Raw genomic sequence first — 15597 nt, forward strand, 5'->3', positions numbered from 1 at the left:
TGAGCCTACGGAGAAGCCAAGCGAGTCGGCTAAGCCAACCGTGAAGCCAACCGAAACCGAATCCGACGAGCCAACCGAGGCTCCGAAGAACGATGACCAGACTCCATCCAAGTCGCCTGAGAAGAAGGACCCACTGGCCGATACCGGTTCCAGCAGTGTCCCACTGATCGCCGCTGGTGGAGCCCTGGCTCTAGTTGGCGCATTGTTCCTGCTGTTCCGCCGCGGAAACCGTCGCCACAGCTAAGGGATAATCCCTAAGCGGTTGTAGCTTCGGCAGCAACCAGAAAGTGCCCCGTTACCTACCCGGTAGCGGGGCACTTTCACTTGACACACATGTGTCTCACCGAAAACTTTGAAGATCCGTAGATATCATCTTCCTAGGTGATCGAACTGACCAAGAGGCGGTAGTACCCAATGATCAAGAAATCCCCACTGGCTCAACGCTCACTCGCGCTGGCTTCGACCGCAGTTGTTGCAGGGCTCATGCTCTCCGGCTGCGGCCAGGCAACCACTAGCGGCGAAGGATCGACCGAACCTACCAGCAGCGAGAATGTTGTGGATCAAAACGCACTGCTAGAAACCAATGACTCACTCTCGGCCACCTTGGGAGACTCTTACGTGCAGGGCTGGATCGAAGAGGGCAAGTTGAACGTCTCAACCACCGACGAGAGCCAGATGAAGGCGATCGAAGACGCCGGCGCGCAGGCCCACCTGGTCAACTATTCGACCGACGATCTGCGCCAGGGCATCAATGATGTCATGAAGTGGCAGGCTGGGCTCGAAGCCCCGCTGAACACGGCAATCCACGGGTACACACTCAACCCGCAAAATGGTGGACTGACCTTGCAGGTGGACGCCAGCCACATGGATGAAATCAAGAAACACCTCGATGCGGACAAGCCACTAGGTGACATTCCAGTGGACTTCACCGAAAGCGGCGGCATCGCAACGCGCGCCAACTAAATTCGCAGTTCCCAAAGCCGGCCACACAGCATCGTGTGGCCGGCTTCGGCATGCCTGGCGGCACCGACACTGAACCCAGCATCCACACACCTGGGCACCTGAGACTGAAGTCAGCGTCGGCCACGTAAGATGGAGATAACGCAGGACACTGAAAGGTAACAAAGAAAACGTGAACGCCGAATCCGCAGAAGTACCCCCAGCGCGGGGCCCGATATACCGGCTTTGGCGGTTTGTCCGCGAAATACTGATCATCCTGGTCATCGCCATCGCGTTGTCGCTGCTGATCAAAACCTTCTTCTTCCGCGCCTATTACATCCCTTCCGGGTCGATGGAAAACACGCTGCAGATCAACGATCGCATCTTCGCGAACCTGATGACTCCTGGCCCCTTTGAGCTCGAACGAGGCGACGTGGTGGTCTTCCGTGATGACCATCAGTGGCTGCCACCGTTAGAAACCACTCCCACGGGGCTAGAAAACGCGCTGTCCTGGGTGGGCATCCTGCCCGCGGGCGACGAACAGTACCTGGTCAAGCGCATCATCGGCATGCCAGGGGACAAGGTCGAATGCTGCTCGGCGGATGGAAAGCTCACCATTAACGGCGAAAAAATCACCGAACCCTACATTTATGCCGGCGATTCACCCAGCGATATCAAGTTCGACGTGACGGTACCCGAAGGCAAAATCTGGGTGATGGGCGATCACCGTGGCGCCAGCGCCGACTCCCGCTTCCACGTGGATGTGCAAGGCGGATTTGTGGACCTCGACTCTGTGCAGGGCCGCGCCTCGCTGATTTCCTGGCCACTGGACCGCTTCGGAACCATCGACACCCATGAGGAAGTTTTCGCCAACGTTCCGGCGGCGAAGTAACTAATGGCCACCAGCAAAGCGCAACCGACCAGCTTAGAACACGAGCGGGCACTGGCTAGCGCACACGGCGCACGCTATATCGGCGGCGTGGATGAGGTGGGTCGCGGGGCACTGGCCGGACCGATTACCGTCGGCATCGCCGTCATCGACATCCACGCGGTCCCCGAATTCGGTGAACTGCGCGATTCAAAACTGCTCACCCCGGCGCGCCGCGAAGAGTTGGTGCCGCAAGTGCAAGCCTGGGCCGCCGGCTACGGGGTAGGCCACGCGAGCGCTGCGGAGATCGATCAGCTCGGCGTCACCGCGGCCCTACGGCTAGCTGGCACCCGCGCCGTAGCGCAGTGCACGATCGCCCCAGAAGTAGTTTTGCTCGATGGCAGCTACGACTGGCTTACGGCCCCGGAACAAGACCTCTTTGACCTTTTGGCCGATGACCGCGAACCGGCCGGACTGCACATCCCGGTGCGCACCCTGATCAAGGGCGACATGACCTGCCAGTCGATCGCCGGCGCCTCGATCCTGGCAAAAGTGGAACGTGACGGGCTGATGGCTCAGGCCGCCAGCGACTACCCGGCCTTCGGCTGGGAGATCAATAAGGGGTACGCTACCGCAACTCACCGGGCGGCCATTGAAAAACTTGGCCCCTGCGACCTGCACCGCAAAAGTTGGAACTTGACTTCCAAACCCCAAAAGGCCGAAGGTAAAGCCTAGAGAAGAAGGACGTACCATGGCAGCCGAAGACCTCGAAAACTACGAATCAGACCTCGAATTGCAGTTGTACCGCGAGTACAAGGCGGTCGTTGGGTTGTTTAACTACGTGGTGGAAACCGAACGCCGCTTTTACCTAGCCAATCAGGTGGACGTGAAAACGTTGACCGATTCGGGTGAGGTGTACTTCGAGCTGAACCTGACCGACGCATGGGTCTGGGATATTTACCGCCAGGGCCGCTTCGTAAAAACCGTCAAGGTGCTCACCTTCAAGGACGTGAACGTCGAAGAACTCAACCGCGACGAGCTGCAGATCCCCAAGGAGGGACTCGGCGGCTAACGCTGACAAAACCAAAGGCACGTTCCCCGCCAGTAGCTGGGGAACGTGCCTTTGGTTTTTGCCGGTGTGTTGGCTACTTGGTCATACCGTCAACGAAGTCACGGTTATCTTCCATCCACTGCTTAACCAGTGGCTGCAAGTCATCGGTGTCGTTCTCAACGAAGAGCAAGTTTTCCAGATCGTAGAGGGTCTCCAGATCCATCTTGAAGTTGCCCATCCACTTGGCAACCTCGGCGTGGTCATCGGCGAAGTCCGCACGGCTGAAGGTGTGCATGCCTTCGGCGTCGCCTAGTGCACCCTTAGGATCCTTCAGGTTCTTGACCGGGTACGCGCTGTAGGCCCAGTGTGGCTCCCACAGGGTGACGACGATGTTCTCTTTGTTCTTCGTCGCGGTCTCCAGCTCGGTGAGCATTGCGGAGGTCGAGCTGGTCACGAAGTCCATGTCATCTAGGCCGTAGTCCGGGATGACCGACTTGTTCATCGCTTCGGTCAGTCCGGCGCCTGGCTCGATGCCAACGATGCGGTTGCCGAACTTATCCGCGTTGGCCGCTAGCTCATCGAGTGAATCGATCGGTGCGTCTTCGTTGACCGCCACGGTCAAGCGTGACTCCTCATTCCAGGCGCCCAGGTCCTTGATGTCCTCGCCGAACTTTTCCAGGTTGGAGGCGTGGGTGACCGGCAGCCACACGTCGGTGGTCACATCGTAGTCACCGGTGGACAGGCCCTGGAAGAGCGGAGCGACATCGGCGTTGATCAGCTCAACCTCGTAGCCCTTCTCCTCAAGCACTGCCTTCCACAGTTCACTGGTAGCGATGCCTTCATCCCAGCCGTTGAAGACCGCAATGTTCATCTTCTTGTCATCCGCTGCGGCATCGCCGCCGTTGTCGCCGCTGCCACTGCCGCAAGCGGTCAACGCCAGCGCGCTGGCCGCGAGCAGTGCTCCAAATTTCAGGGTTTTGAGTTTCATGATCGTGATTCCTTTCGAGTGAGCGGTGCGAGCCGCCAGATCATTGATGGTTTCAGTGCGCGGCTTAGGCCGCGAGTTCTTGTTCCTTCGCCGCGGCAGCGGACTTGCGGCGCTTGGCGAACCAGGAGAAGAGCCCAGATTGACGCCCGAAGGCGTTGGTCAACCGGTCAAGGATCATCGCCAAGATGACCACGCCCAGACCTGCCTCCACACCCAGGGCGGTATCAAGCCGGCCCAGTGAGAGGATCACGTCTCCGCCCAGGCCGCCGGCGCCGACCATGCCGGCGATCACGACCATGGATAGCGAAAGCATGATGACCTGGTTGACGCCGGCCATAATGGTCGGCAAGGCCAGCGGTAGCTGGATCTGGCGAAGGATGCGTGCGGGGGAAGAGCCGAAGGCCTGTCCGGCCTCCACCACTTCCTTGTCTACCGAGCGGATGCCCAGTTCGGTGAAGCGCACCCCGGGAGCCAGCGCGAAGGCGATGGTCGCCACGATGCCCGGTGCCACCCCGACACGGAAGAGCATTAGTGCCGGGATCAGGTAGACGAAGGCCGGCATGGTCTGCAAGAAGTCCAAGAAGGGGCGCACAATGTTGGAGAACGTAGTGGAGCGCGCCGCCCAAATACCCAGCGGCAGCGAAATCACCAGCGCCCAGAAGGTAGCAACCAGTACCAGTGCGAGGGAAACCATGGCGTTATCCCATTGGTCCATTCCTACGATGAGCACCAGCCCGATCACCGAGCCGAGCATGAACTGCCATCCGCGGGCCAGCAGCGCGATGACCGCGACCACGCCGATAATAACCGCGAAGTGTGGGGTGCCTAGCAGGTAGTAGACCCCGTCATACATTTCAATGAAGATCGTGCGCAGCAGGTCGAAGAACGCTGCCATATTGTCGATCACCCAGTTGATGGCCTTTTCGGCGACATCTCCTACCGGAATAGTAAAGCCGTCCATTAGTTTTCCTCCCCGGCACCCTGCAGCGCCGCATCAACAACATTGCCCGGCAGCGGTTTTGAAAGTACCGTCATTTCTTCGGTCGGCGGAGTGGTGGAGGCCAGCGCCGCCAACAGTGTCACCCGCGGGATCACACCTAATAAACGGTGCTCTTCATCGGTGACGGTCACCGGCAACGGGGATTCCACCGACGGGACAAAGAGGTCGATCAATGGGGTATCGCGGTTGACCGATTCCAACGGCTGAATCTTCGAGGTGATAGTGCTTTCGCCTAGCTGCACCAGTTTCAGAGCGTCTCGGTCGGTGATCATCCCCACCACTTGGCGCTCCCGGTTGGTGACGATTGCCGCGGAGAGGAACAATTCGTTCATGGTGCGCAGCGCATTGCGCGGTCCGTCACTCTCGTGGATGACCGCCCTGGTTGGTTCAAGCACCGCGGACGCGGTGAGCACCCGAGCGCGATCCACGTCTTGGACGAATTGCGCCACATAGTCATTGGCCGGATCCATCAGGATTTCCTCCGGCGTGCCGACCTGGACAATTTGCCCGTCACGCATGACCGCAATGCGGTCACCTAGGAACATGGCCTCGTTCAAATCGTGAGTAATGAAGACGATGGTCTTGCCCAGCTTGGCTTGAAGCTGGATGAGCTGTTCTTGCATTTCACGGCGGATCAGTGGATCCAGCGCGGAAAACGCTTCGTCCATGAGCAGTATTTCGGTATTTGCGGCCAACGCGCGGGCAATGCCCACACGCTGCTGCATGCCACCGGATAATTCGCTGGGCATTTTATCGCCCCAGCCGGTGAGCCCCACCAAATCCAACGTCTTCGCCGCGGTGGACAGGCGCTGAGCGCGTCCGACTCCCTGCTGCTCCAACGGGTAAGCCACATTTGCCAAAACCGTACGATGTGGCAGCAACGCAAAGTGCTGGAAAACCATGGAGACGCGTTTTCTTCTCACTTCGCGCAACTTTGCCGAAGACATCCCGGTGATCTTGTCGTCTCCCAGGGTGACCTGCCCCGAGGTCGCCTCCCAGAGCCCGTTTAATGCGCGGATCAGCGTGGATTTGCCCGAGCCGGAGAGGCCCATGACGACAAATATTTCGCCTTCCTTCACTTCAAAGGAGGCGTCGATGACAGCTGCGGTAGTTGATGAAGGCAGATCTTCGCGCTTCGTGCCGGCCATGAGTTGCTTGACCGCTTCTTGCGGTTTACGACCGAAGACCTTATACAAGTTCTCGACCTTGACGGCGATGTTATGGGTCATTGTCTCCACTGCCCGGTACCTGCGAGGGTATGAGCTGGTTGGGGACCACAAGTCTTGCGCGCTGCAACCAGATTCTTGAATAGTCGATCGCCGCGGCTCACTACTTGTTTGCACGACCCGAAGTTAACCATTTGGGGCGTGCACGGTCCTAGATTCTGTTATTCTCGGCCGACACAAACTAGATGTCATAGCTGGATTCCAACACTAACAAATTCCTGAAGAATTAGTTTTTGACGAGGTGCCAAAACCTCTAGTATTGGTCTGCTTAAACCCCAACCTATCGCGGATTCTAGGCTCAGGATCGCAAGTTACTAAATCGTTATAACTAGGGCTCTAAATCCAGTGATTGAGGAAGCAAAACAAGAACTAATCCGCCTGCGGTTAAAACTTCCCTTAGCTACCGGTCGTGTTTTCGACAGCGAGCTTGCCGAAGGTCGGGTTGAGTACTGCACGTGAGGTGAGAATGGTTGCCAAAATTGGCTGCTAATTAGACGGTAATTGTTTTCACGGTGGCTAATTCGGCACGAAAATTATCTGCAGATAATCACCCACGGAGATGAGCAAATGGTGGGTAGATTTGCTCAATTCTTGATCCAATTTCCGCAGACTTTTGACCGTTTACCAGTGATAATCGGGTAGCTGAACAGTATGGGACCTGGCAGGTGCCTGGCGGCGCACGGGCACCATTGCTCGGCGCGTCCAGATCGCGGTCTAGCCTGCCAAGTGAATTCCTCAAACGCTTTGTTTTGTGAAAACTCCGGTTCCGCTCGATTCCTTGGTCTACTTCGCTAGTCGAAGGCGGAATCGGTGCGCCTATGTTCTGCACTGTGCGTTGCTCGGGCCACCCGCTGCTGTGTCACCTTCACCATAGAACCATCATCACTTCTTCGTGTGGGCAGAAAAATTACACCTCGCCGAGATGACTTTGCAACGCAGGGGGCCAAAGGATTGCCACGTTATGCACAGTTCGAGCCTGGCCGATCCTATGCGGGGCGCAGAGCGGTGAAGCTTGTGTTCATATTCCGAATCGAATCCAAGGACCGATGACCGATGAATCAACAGCAATTACTTGGCGCACGCGGAGAACAAGCCGCCGCCGACTACCTCTGCGCCCACGGATACCGAATTTTAGAACGTAACTGGCGCTGCAAAATCGGGGAACTGGATCTGATCGTCGCCGACGCGAACGACTTCGTGCTCGCCGTCGAGGTCAAAACGCGCAGCACCAACAACTTCGGCACCGGCTTCGACGCAATCACCCCCAGCAAATATCGCCGCTTGCAACGCCTGCTACTGGCGTGGGGCAAAACCCGGGGACGCTACGTCGGCCGGCTGCGTATTGACGTCATCGAGGTTTATCCGCAGTCCGGTGGTTACCGCTGTCAGCATCATGAGCAGGTGGCCTCATGAGCGTGGCCCGCACCGCCGCGGTGGCGCTACACGGGGTGCAACCGGCACTAATCGACGTGGAAGCGGATCTAGGCAACGGGATTCCTGGCTTCCTGATCCTCGGCTTGCCCGACGCCTCGCTGAACGAAGCCCGCGAACGCATCAAGGCTGCAGCCCGAAATACCGGTCTGCCACTGGCGAATCGAAAACTTACGGTGAATTTGTCCCCGGCGACGTTACCGAAATTTGGTTCGGGCTTCGATCTGGCCATCGTCATCGCCGCGCTGGCCGCCGACGGAATGCTCACGATCCCCGCAGATACGATCTTCCTTGCCGAATTGGCACTTGACGGGACGCTGCGTCCGGTGGCCGGAGTATTACCCGCGGTGCGCTTCGCCGTGCACAACGGCTATCGGCACGTCTTTGTGGCAGCCGCAAACGAGGCCGAAGCCAGACTGGTCCCCGGGGTGCGCATTACCGGAGCCCAGCACCTAGGCCAGGTTTTGGTGATGTGTGGGGCGCCGCCGGAAAGTATTCGCACCTACTTACGTCACCAGCGCCCGGAAAGAGTAGAGCTACCCGATGAATCCGAGGTTTCACAAGACCTAAACTTGGTCAACGGACAGTACGAGGCGAAACTCGCCTTGGAAATCGCCGCCGCCGGGGGACACCACCTCATTATGGTTGGCCCCGCCGGAGCGGGCAAAACCTTACTTGCCCGGTGCCTGCCCGGCATCCTGCCACCACTAGACGTTGCTGACTCCTTAGAAGCCACCGCGATCGACTCCATCACCCGCGGTGGACAGGGTGGAATTACGAAGTTGCAAAACACCGCCCCCTTTATTGCCCCGCACCATACCGCCTCCAGTGCTGCGCTGCTCGGCGGTGGGAGCCGCAATATCAGACCCGGAGCCATCACGCGGGCCCACGCTGGGATTCTTTTCCTCGACGAGGCGACCGAATTTCGCGCCGGGGTGCTCGACGCGCTGCGCCAACCGGTGGAAGAGGGACACATCAATTTGGCTCGCGCGAGTGGTCATCAGCAACTGCCGGCACGGTTTCAGCTGATCCTGGCTGCGAACCCGTGTCCCTGCGGAAGAAATTTTGGTAGCGGGACTGGGTGCACCTGCACTCCAAACGCCCGACGGCGCTACTTCTCCAAACTTTCCGGGCCACTGCTGGACCGGATCGATCTGCAGGTGAAGATGAACGCGCTGACCGGTCAACAATTACTCGGCCGGGAAGCGGCCGAATCCAGCGCCACCGTACGCACCCGGGTGCTAGCCGCCAGGCATCTGGCAACTGCCCGCTTAGAACCTTGGGGGTTGAACTGCAATGCCCGGCTCAGCGCAAAAATCTTGCGCCACGAACTGCAGTACCCCATGGCTACCCAGCGGGCCTTGGAACTGATCGGTGAAAGCCATGAAATTTCGGCCCGTGGATTAGACCGGATGTTGCGTGTGGCCTGGACTATCGCAGATCAGCAACAACATAGCGCGCCCACTGTCGATGATCTAGACGGTGCCCTGCATTTTCGACAAAACCTCGACCCGAGATAGGAGCGGATCATGTCTAGCCCAGATACCGCGCAGCTATTGTGCTTTGCAGAACTGAACACGCTGATTGAACCCAACGACTTCGCCGCCAACGCTCTGCTGCAACTGATGAGCCCGACCGAATTATTAGCTCTGATTCACCGCCAAGACCACGTGCCAGGTTCGCTGAACACCCAACTGACGGACATCTTAGGTGAGAGCACCGTTTCCAATAAAGCACTAAGCCTCCCGGTCGCGCTGACCCGGTGGCGTAAACGCCTAGGGCTCAGCAACCCACAACTCGCGTTAGACACCATCACCGCACAAGATGGAGGACTGCTCACCGCAGAAGATCCGCGATGGCCCTCACAGCTTGATGACTTGGGGCTGGGAAAACCTTTGTGCCTGTGGTGGCGCACCGCGCGTCCCGAACTGCTCAGCGAACAACAGCTTGCACGCTGTATCTCCATCGTCGGCTCACGCGACTCTAGCGACTACGGCCATCAGGTCACGTTCGAACTGGCCCGGAAACTGACACTGCGCGGATTTTCCATCGTTTCCGGAGGCGCGTACGGAATCGACACGAGCGCTCACCGCGCCGCCCTCTCCGTGGCAGACCCCGAGTTGTCCAGTTACCCAACAATTACTATCCTGGCCGGGGGAGCGGATAGACCCTATCCGGCTGGCAACGAGTCACTACTACGTCAGATTATTCACTCAGGACTCTTGCTCTCCGAGGTGCCGCCGGGCACCGCTCCGACAAGGTTCAGGTTCCTGAACCGCAACCGGCTGATTGCGGGGCTGAGCAGACTCACCGTTGTTACCGAGGCCCGGCACCGTTCGGGTGCGCTCAACACCGCGAACCATGCAGTAGAGCTCGGCCGTGAGGTGGCTGCGGTGCCCGGTAGTATTTATTCGCCCAACTCGGCCGGCACCCACAGGCTGCTCGCCGCCGGAACCGCCGCGCTGGTGACTAGTACCAGCGATGTGCTTGAGCTGCTCGGTGTGCCAGCCGAACCTGCTGGGGCCCAGATTCCAGCGGTTGAAAGTCAGGAACGTCCGTTGGATTCGCTGACCAAAACTCAGTCGATGATTTATGACGTGATGAATTTTGCGCAAGGCCACGTTCCCGATGAAATTTCGGCGCTGAGCGGGATCCCCATTTTAGAAACCCTGCGTGCCCTGAGCGTACTTCAACGCTTAGGCGTAGCGGAGTCCAACGGCACGCAGTTCAGGCTGGTGAGCCGTCGAAGTTTATCGGTGAAAAACGCGGTAAATTGAAAGGGATGAAGCCCGAACCAGCCCCTCAAGTGCCACAAGTCCCGTTAGCTATCAGCGAGCCTATCGCCGACTACCTGGACTATTTGCGGCTGGAACGTGCACGCAGCGAAAATACCTTGCGTGCCTATGGTGTGGATCTGCGACTGATGACCGAATTCTTGGTGGGACAAGCTCGCGTTCAACGTCTATCGGATGTCACCGTCCAGATGCTGCGCGACTGGCTAGCAATCCAGCACGAAGCGCAGATTTCACGCACCACCATCGCCCGGCGCATCTCGTCGGTCAAAAACTTCTTTGCGTGGGCGCTCAAGCATCAGCTGGTAGCCAAGGATCCTGCGTTGCGTTTGGTGGCACCGAAAAAAGAGCAGCGGTTGCCCCACGTATTGCAGACCGGGCAGATTGATCGTTTGCTCAGTGAACCCGCGTCGGAAACTACCAAGTCTGAGCCTGCGAACGGTGAACCAGCCAAAACGCTGAGCAAAGCGGAAATTGTGGCGGAGCAAAAACGCATTGCCCTAGCGTCCCGAGACCGGGTCATCGCGGAACTGCTTTACGCGTCGGGGTTGCGCATCAGTGAACTCGTTTCGCTGGATATTGCTGACATTGATTTTGAACGACGTACCGTGCGCATAGTGGGTAAGGGAAATAAAGAACGGGTGGTTCCTTTTGGAAAACCGGCCGAACGAGTGATCAATCATTGGCTTCGAAATCACCGAAAAGTTCTGGCGCATGCGGAAACTGGTGGGGCGTTGCTGGTGGGTGCTCGTGGCGGGCGACTTAACGTCAGGCAAGCACGTGAAGTGATCGCCCAAGCACTCAAATCACTGGGGGATACCTCGGCTAGTGGGCCGCACGCTTTGCGCCATACCGTGGCCACTCATTTGCTTGATGGAGGCGCGGATCTACGCGCGGTTCAAGAGTTCTTGGGACACTCCTCGTTAGCTACCACCCAGCTCTATACCCACGTCTCGGTGGACAGATTACGTCAAAGTTACCGCCAAGCTCATCCGCGGGCCTGAGCATTTGGTTGAAATCTAGATCAAATCCCCCGTACGGCTGGCGAAAGTCTCGCTCTTCGGGCAAAATGGTACTTGTCGGTAAGTACTGCACTTCGGCGAGGTTGACGTAGGGGAAGACGATCAACACCGTAACGGAGGATGGCATGTCTGCATCGATGACACGAGGCGTGATTTATATTCACTCGGCCTCTGCCGCGTTGTGCCCACATCTGGAGTGGGCCATTCAGGAGGTGCTCGGCCAACCAGTCAAGATGGACTGGAGTGACCAGCACGTAGCTCCTGGGCTTCGTCGTGCCGAAATTACCTGGACGGGCCTGCAAGGTACCGGTGCCAGCCTGGCCACCGCAATGCGCGGATGGCAGCACCTACGTTTTGAAGTCACCGAAGACCCAAGCGAAGGCTGCGACGGAAGTCGCTGGTCGTTCACCCCGGATCTGGGAATTTTCCACGCGACCGTAGATGTCGCCGGCAACATTATGGTCAGCGAAGAGCGCATCCGTTGGGCCTATGAAAAGGGCGACGGAAACGCCTCGGTCTTCTTCCAAGAAATGTCTGTTGCTCTCGGCGAAGCCTGGGATGAAGAACTTGAACCATTCCGCCATGCAGGTGACGATGCACCTGTTCGATGGCTCAACCAGGTGGTATAACAACTGGTTACTAAGTCTGGGGGAGACTGAATAAGTCTTCCCGAGTAAATCCCCGGTGGTGCGGGGTGTTACCGCAGAAAAACGGGATCCCGAAGAAGTTTCGGGATCCCGTTTGCGTGCGACGTGAATATTAGCGAACGACGTCGTAGATGTTCTTTTGAATACCGTTGGAGTACACGGCCGAATCCACCAGTTGCAGCTTCTGCGTCGCCAATGAGGCCTCACTGAATAGTCGTTTGCCCGACCCCAGCAGTATCGGGAAGACCAACAGGTGATACCGGTCGATAAGCTGGTGTTCCTGCAGGGAATGCACCAAGGTCGCCGAGCCATGCACAATCAACGGGCCACCCTCACCCGCACGCAGCCTTGCCACCTCGGCAGTCGAACGAAGAATCTGAGTATCGCCCCACCCATCGATCAGCTCGTTCTTACGCAGAGACGTGCTCAGCACATATTTGGGCATGGCATTATATTTCTCGAACTGCTCCTCCATAGATGGCCACGCCGCACCGAATGATTGATAACTGACTCGGCCCAGCACCATCGCTTCGGCCTGATCTTGTTCGCTACCCTTGATCTCGTACGCGGCCGGATCAAACTCCACACTGGACATGGACCAGCCGGCGTTGTGATACCCGGGTTCACCGCCCGGGGCTTCCATCACTCCGTCGAGCGAGGTAAATGCGGTGACAATCAGTTGACGCATGGCAGTTGCTTCTTTCTTCCGCGCTGGCTTGAGCTGGCCCACCTAGGTTTAGCTACTAGTGATCGTAGCCTAAGAGCTTAAAGCAATGACGGGGCGCCTTCTGAACTTCAGAAGGCGCCCCGTCATCAACGGTTCAAGTAGGTACTAGACGCTGCGGATTGCGACCACTGCGTTGTGTCCACCAAAACCAAAGGAGTTATTCAGTGCCACGATGCTGCCCTCAGCAGGAAGCTTCGCAGGCTCGCCGGTGACAACCTTCAATGGAATCTCCGGATCCTGATTATCTAGGTTAATGGTCACCGGTGCGAGGCGGTGGTAAATCGCCAAGGTGGTCAGTACGGACTCCACTGCGCCCGAAGCGCCAAGCAGGTGACCCATCTGCGACTTGGTCGCCGAGACCCACACGTTATCCAGGTGATCGCCCAGGGCTGCCTTCAACGCGGTGTATTCAGGCTTGTCGCCCACCGGGGTGGAGGTGGCGTGAGCGTTGACGTGCACCACGTCTTCTGGCTGAATCAGGCCGTCAAACATTGCTGCCTTCAGTGCGCGGGTAGCGCCCAAGCCCTGTGGGTCCGGTGCGGTGATGTGGTACGCGTCTGCGGTCACCGAGGTACCTGCAAGTTCGGCGTAGATCCGTGCGCCACGAGCCAGTGCGTGCTCTTCGGCTTCCAGCACCAGTGCGCCAGCGCCTTCACCCATCACAAAGCCATTACGGTCGATGTCATAGGGGCGTGAAGCACCCTGTGGGTTGTCGTTGCTGCGCGAGAGTGCCTGCATCGAGGAGAACGCGGCGATCGGCATCGGGTGGATGGCTGCTTCCGCGCCACCGACTACCACAACGTCTGCCTTGCCGGCACGGATCAGTTCCATGCCCACGTGCATCGCTTCGGTGCCCGAGGCACAGGCGGAGACCGGGGTGTGAGCTCCGGCGGCGGCACCTAGATCCAAGGAGACCGCGGCGGCCGGGCCGTTTGGCATCAGCATTGGCACGGTCATTGGCAAGACGCGCCGTGGGCCCTTTTCGCGCAGGGTGTCCCACGCGTCAAGCAGGGTCCAGACGCCGCCGATGCCGGTGGCGAAGGCGACGGCAAGCTTATTGCGGTCGACCTCTTCGATTCCGGAGTCTTTCCACGCTTCACGCGCGGCAACCACGGCGAACTGCGTGGATGGATCCATACGCTTTGCTTCCACGCGGGAGAGCACATCGGTGGCTGGGACCGAGGCGCGCGCTGCGAAGGTGACAGGCAGGTGGTATTCCTCCACCCAGGAATCGGTCAAGGTGGCGGCGCCGGAGACACCCTTAAGGGCGTTCTCCCATAGGGTGGGGACGTCCCCACCGATAGGGGTTGTGGCTCCGAGACCGGTGATCACTACTTTGCGCGCCATCATCAAACTCTCTACTGGGCGGTAAAAAAATTGTGGGGGTCGGCTTCACGTACCGACCCGTGCGTGTGGCTTGCCCACATGACGGTGTGCCGCACCGAGGGTGCGACGAAACTGCTTAGGCCTGTGCTGCGGCGATGAAGTTCACTGCGTCGCCCACGGTCTTCAGGTTCTTGACCTCTTCGTCCGGGATCTTCACCTCGAACTTGTCTTCTGCCTCAACGACGATGGTCATCATCGAGATCGAGTCGATGTCCAGGTCTTCGGTGAAGGACTTGTCCATCTGCACGTCTGCAACGTCCAGGCCGGTCTCGGCGTTAACGATTTCGGCGAGGCCCGCCAGGATTTCTTCGGTGCTAGCCATGGAATGGCTCCTTTTCTGATTGTGCCGGATGATTCCGGCCATTGTGTGTGGCGCGCACCCGGTGTCGGGCGGTGCCGGTCTTAGTAAAATTTTACGCGCTGTTTCGCGTCGGCTTTCGCCTTCGGTTTAAAGCTTAGGGCAGGAGGACTACTTGAGCGCCGAAGACAAGCCCGGCACCAAAACCAATCTGCAAAGCAAATTTGCCCGAAAGCTGCGGATGCGCTTTGCGCATGCGGTCCATCGCCATCGGAATGGAGGCCGCAGAGGTGTTCCCGTTTTCGGCAATATCCCGGGCGACGAGTACCGTGTCGGGAAGTTTCAGTTGCTTGGCCAGCTCATCAATAATGCGCATATTCGCCTGATGTGGGATGAAGGCGGCCAAATCCTCGGCTTTAAGTCCGGCCTCGGCTAACGCCTCACGGGCCATCTTCGCCATTTCCCACACCGCCCAGCGGAACACCGTCTGGCCATCTTGGCGCAGCGTCGGCCACGGGTTAGCCAGCTCCTCAAGCGGTTCATCAACCGCCGATTCCAATAGCTCATTGGCGCCGAGCAACGAATCGCGCAATTCAAGTTGTGAGTGGGTCATGCTGATTGCGTTCCATTTGGACCCATCCGAGCCCCACACCGACGGGGAAATCCCCGGAACCGGTGACGCGCCGACGATCACCGCTCCGGCACCATCGCCAAGCAGGAAGGAAATGGTGCGCTCAGTATTGTCGATGTAATCCGAGAGCTTCTCTACACCGACCACCAACACGTGCTGAGCCAGCCCGGAGCGAACCAACGCGTCCGCCTGAGCGATCGCATAACAGTACCCGGCACACGCCGCGGAAATGTCATAGGCCGGAGCCGGGGTGGCGCCGAGCCGGTCGGCAAGCGCTGCGGCCGCCGACGGGGTGGCGTGCGGGAAGGTCACCGTCGCCACGATGACCGTATCAAGCTGCGCGGCACTAATTCCGGCGTCTTCAAGGGCCGCTTGCGCCGCGCCCAGAGCCATATCCAGCACCGAGGTGTTCGCGTCGGCGCGGTGCCGGGTGATGATGCCGGTGCGCTGGCGGATCCACTCATCGGAGGAGTCGATCCACTGGCAGACATCGTCATTGGTCACCACCACATCGGGGCGGAATGACCCGGTGCCCAGAATCGCGCTATACGCGTTCGGGGTGGGGGTAAGTAGCTGCGGGCTCATGAGGGT

The 15597-nt window shown here is 58.6% G+C and carries 17 protein-coding genes; 10 read left to right on the forward strand and 7 right to left on the reverse strand.

Features of this window, described 5'->3' with window-relative positions; translation table 11 throughout:
* The 5 genes from CIK74_RS18720 to CIK74_RS06800 all read left to right on the forward strand — a co-directional run.
* The coding region (locus CIK74_RS18720; RefSeq protein ID WP_170947779.1) for an LPXTG cell wall anchor domain-containing protein at positions 1-244 on the forward strand (244 nt) is incomplete at its 5' end.
* 170 nt (positions 245-414) lie between these two features.
* The gene (locus CIK74_RS06785) at positions 415-963 is read left to right on the forward strand and encodes a hypothetical protein (RefSeq protein WP_096255022.1); all 549 of its coding nucleotides are present in this window, start codon (positions 415-417) and stop codon (positions 961-963) included.
* Positions 964-1132: 169 nt separating this feature from the next.
* Positions 1133-1831: a signal peptidase I gene (gene lepB / locus CIK74_RS06790; protein ID WP_096255023.1), complete on the forward strand. Its 699-nt coding sequence runs from the start codon at positions 1133-1135 to the stop codon at positions 1829-1831.
* A gap of 3 nt (positions 1832-1834) precedes the next feature.
* Positions 1835-2542 carry a ribonuclease HII gene (locus CIK74_RS06795; RefSeq protein ID WP_096255024.1) on the forward strand — a complete coding sequence of 236 codons (708 nt, stop codon included), beginning with the start codon at positions 1835-1837 and terminating at the stop codon, positions 2540-2542.
* A gap of 16 nt (positions 2543-2558) precedes the next feature.
* A complete protein-coding gene (locus tag CIK74_RS06800) occupies positions 2559-2879 on the forward strand; it encodes a DUF2469 domain-containing protein (RefSeq protein WP_096255025.1) in 321 nt (106 codons plus the stop codon).
* 73 nt (positions 2880-2952) lie between these two features.
* Here CIK74_RS06800 and CIK74_RS06805 read toward each other — a convergent pair whose 3' ends face one another.
* The 3 genes from CIK74_RS06805 to CIK74_RS06815 form a co-directional block, all read right to left on the reverse strand.
* Positions 2953-3846: a glycine betaine ABC transporter substrate-binding protein gene (locus tag CIK74_RS06805; protein WP_096255026.1), complete on the reverse strand. Its 894-nt coding sequence runs from the start codon at positions 3844-3846 to the stop codon at positions 2953-2955.
* A gap of 64 nt (positions 3847-3910) precedes the next feature.
* Positions 3911-4807, reverse strand: a complete 897-nt coding sequence (locus CIK74_RS06810; protein WP_096255027.1) for an ABC transporter permease subunit — start codon at positions 4805-4807, stop codon at positions 3911-3913.
* Positions 4807-6075, reverse strand: coding sequence for a glycine betaine/L-proline ABC transporter ATP-binding protein (locus CIK74_RS06815; protein WP_096255028.1), 1269 nt, complete (start codon positions 6073-6075; stop codon positions 4807-4809). Before CIK74_RS06815 ends, CIK74_RS06810 begins: the two co-directional genes overlap by 1 nt.
* A gap of 1050 nt (positions 6076-7125) precedes the next feature.
* Here CIK74_RS06815 and CIK74_RS06820 point away from each other — a divergent pair.
* From CIK74_RS06820 to CIK74_RS06840, 5 genes are all read left to right on the forward strand, one after another.
* Positions 7126-7485, forward strand: coding sequence for a YraN family protein (locus CIK74_RS06820; protein WP_096255029.1), 360 nt, complete (start codon positions 7126-7128; stop codon positions 7483-7485).
* Entirely contained in the window at positions 7482-9023 is a 1542-nt protein-coding gene (locus CIK74_RS06825; protein ID WP_096255030.1) for a YifB family Mg chelatase-like AAA ATPase, read from the forward strand. Before CIK74_RS06820 ends, CIK74_RS06825 begins: the two co-directional genes overlap by 4 nt.
* Before the next feature lie 9 nt (positions 9024-9032).
* On the forward strand, positions 9033-10280 hold the full coding sequence (gene dprA / locus CIK74_RS06830) for a DNA-processing protein DprA (protein ID WP_096255031.1): 1248 nt from the start codon (positions 9033-9035) through the stop codon (positions 10278-10280).
* Between the two features lie 5 nt (positions 10281-10285).
* Positions 10286-11299 (forward strand): tyrosine recombinase XerC, encoded by a 1014-nt coding sequence (locus CIK74_RS06835; RefSeq protein WP_096255032.1) that lies wholly within the window; start codon positions 10286-10288, stop codon positions 11297-11299.
* Positions 11300-11442: 143 nt separating this feature from the next.
* The gene (locus CIK74_RS06840; protein WP_096255033.1) at positions 11443-11946 is read left to right on the forward strand and encodes a DUF3145 domain-containing protein; all 504 of its coding nucleotides are present in this window, start codon (positions 11443-11445) and stop codon (positions 11944-11946) included.
* A 130-nt stretch (positions 11947-12076) separates the two neighbouring features.
* Here the strand turns inward: CIK74_RS06840 and CIK74_RS06845 are convergent, their stop codons facing one another.
* From CIK74_RS06845 to CIK74_RS06860, 4 genes are all read right to left on the reverse strand, one after another.
* Positions 12077-12652, reverse strand: coding sequence for a dihydrofolate reductase family protein (locus CIK74_RS06845; RefSeq protein WP_096255034.1), 576 nt, complete (start codon positions 12650-12652; stop codon positions 12077-12079).
* A gap of 144 nt (positions 12653-12796) precedes the next feature.
* Positions 12797-14038: a beta-ketoacyl-[acyl-carrier-protein] synthase II gene (locus CIK74_RS06850; protein ID WP_096255059.1), complete on the reverse strand. Its 1242-nt coding sequence runs from the start codon at positions 14036-14038 to the stop codon at positions 12797-12799.
* Positions 14039-14153: 115 nt separating this feature from the next.
* Entirely contained in the window at positions 14154-14399 is a 246-nt protein-coding gene (locus tag CIK74_RS06855) for an acyl carrier protein (RefSeq protein WP_096255035.1), read from the reverse strand.
* 133 nt (positions 14400-14532) lie between these two features.
* Positions 14533-15591, reverse strand: a complete 1059-nt coding sequence (locus CIK74_RS06860) for a beta-ketoacyl-ACP synthase III (protein ID WP_096255036.1) — start codon at positions 15589-15591, stop codon at positions 14533-14535.
* Positions 15592-15597: the final 6 nt, after the last annotated feature.

This window comes from Glutamicibacter sp. BW77 (genome assembly GCF_002332285.1).
GTDB lineage: Bacteria > Actinomycetota > Actinomycetes > Actinomycetales > Micrococcaceae > Glutamicibacter > Glutamicibacter bergerei.

Bases quoted from the DNA above. Each gene is read 5' to 3' on its own strand.
- CIK74_RS06785 (WP_096255022.1), top strand. From the start codon at position 415: ATGATCAAGAAATCCCCACTGGCTCAACGCTCACTCGCGCTGGCTTCG.
- CIK74_RS06795 (WP_096255024.1), top strand. From the start codon at position 1,835: ATGGCCACCAGCAAAGCGCAACCGACCAGCTTAGAACACGAGCGGGCA.
- CIK74_RS06800 (WP_096255025.1), top strand. From the start codon at position 2,559: ATGGCAGCCGAAGACCTCGAAAACTACGAATCAGACCTCGAATTGCAG.
- CIK74_RS06805 (WP_096255026.1), bottom strand. From the start codon at position 3,846: ATGAAACTCAAAACCCTGAAATTTGGAGCACTGCTCGCGGCCAGCGCG.
- CIK74_RS06810 (WP_096255027.1), bottom strand. From the start codon at position 4,807: ATGGACGGCTTTACTATTCCGGTAGGAGATGTCGCCGAAAAGGCCATC.
- CIK74_RS06815 (WP_096255028.1), bottom strand. From the start codon at position 6,075: ATGACCCATAACATCGCCGTCAAGGTCGAGAACTTGTATAAGGTCTTC.
- CIK74_RS06820 (WP_096255029.1), top strand. From the start codon at position 7,126: ATGAATCAACAGCAATTACTTGGCGCACGCGGAGAACAAGCCGCCGCC.
- CIK74_RS06825 (WP_096255030.1), top strand. From the start codon at position 7,482: ATGAGCGTGGCCCGCACCGCCGCGGTGGCGCTACACGGGGTGCAACCG.
- dprA (WP_096255031.1), top strand. From the start codon at position 9,033: ATGTCTAGCCCAGATACCGCGCAGCTATTGTGCTTTGCAGAACTGAAC.
- CIK74_RS06835 (WP_096255032.1), top strand. From the start codon at position 10,286: ATGAAGCCCGAACCAGCCCCTCAAGTGCCACAAGTCCCGTTAGCTATC.
- CIK74_RS06840 (WP_096255033.1), top strand. From the start codon at position 11,443: ATGTCTGCATCGATGACACGAGGCGTGATTTATATTCACTCGGCCTCT.
- CIK74_RS06845 (WP_096255034.1), bottom strand. From the start codon at position 12,652: ATGCGTCAACTGATTGTCACCGCATTTACCTCGCTCGACGGAGTGATG.
- CIK74_RS06850 (WP_096255059.1), bottom strand. From the start codon at position 14,038: ATGGCGCGCAAAGTAGTGATCACCGGTCTCGGAGCCACAACCCCTATC.
- CIK74_RS06855 (WP_096255035.1), bottom strand. From the start codon at position 14,399: ATGGCTAGCACCGAAGAAATCCTGGCGGGCCTCGCCGAAATCGTTAAC.
- CIK74_RS06860 (WP_096255036.1), bottom strand. From the start codon at position 15,591: ATGAGCCCGCAGCTACTTACCCCCACCCCGAACGCGTATAGCGCGATT.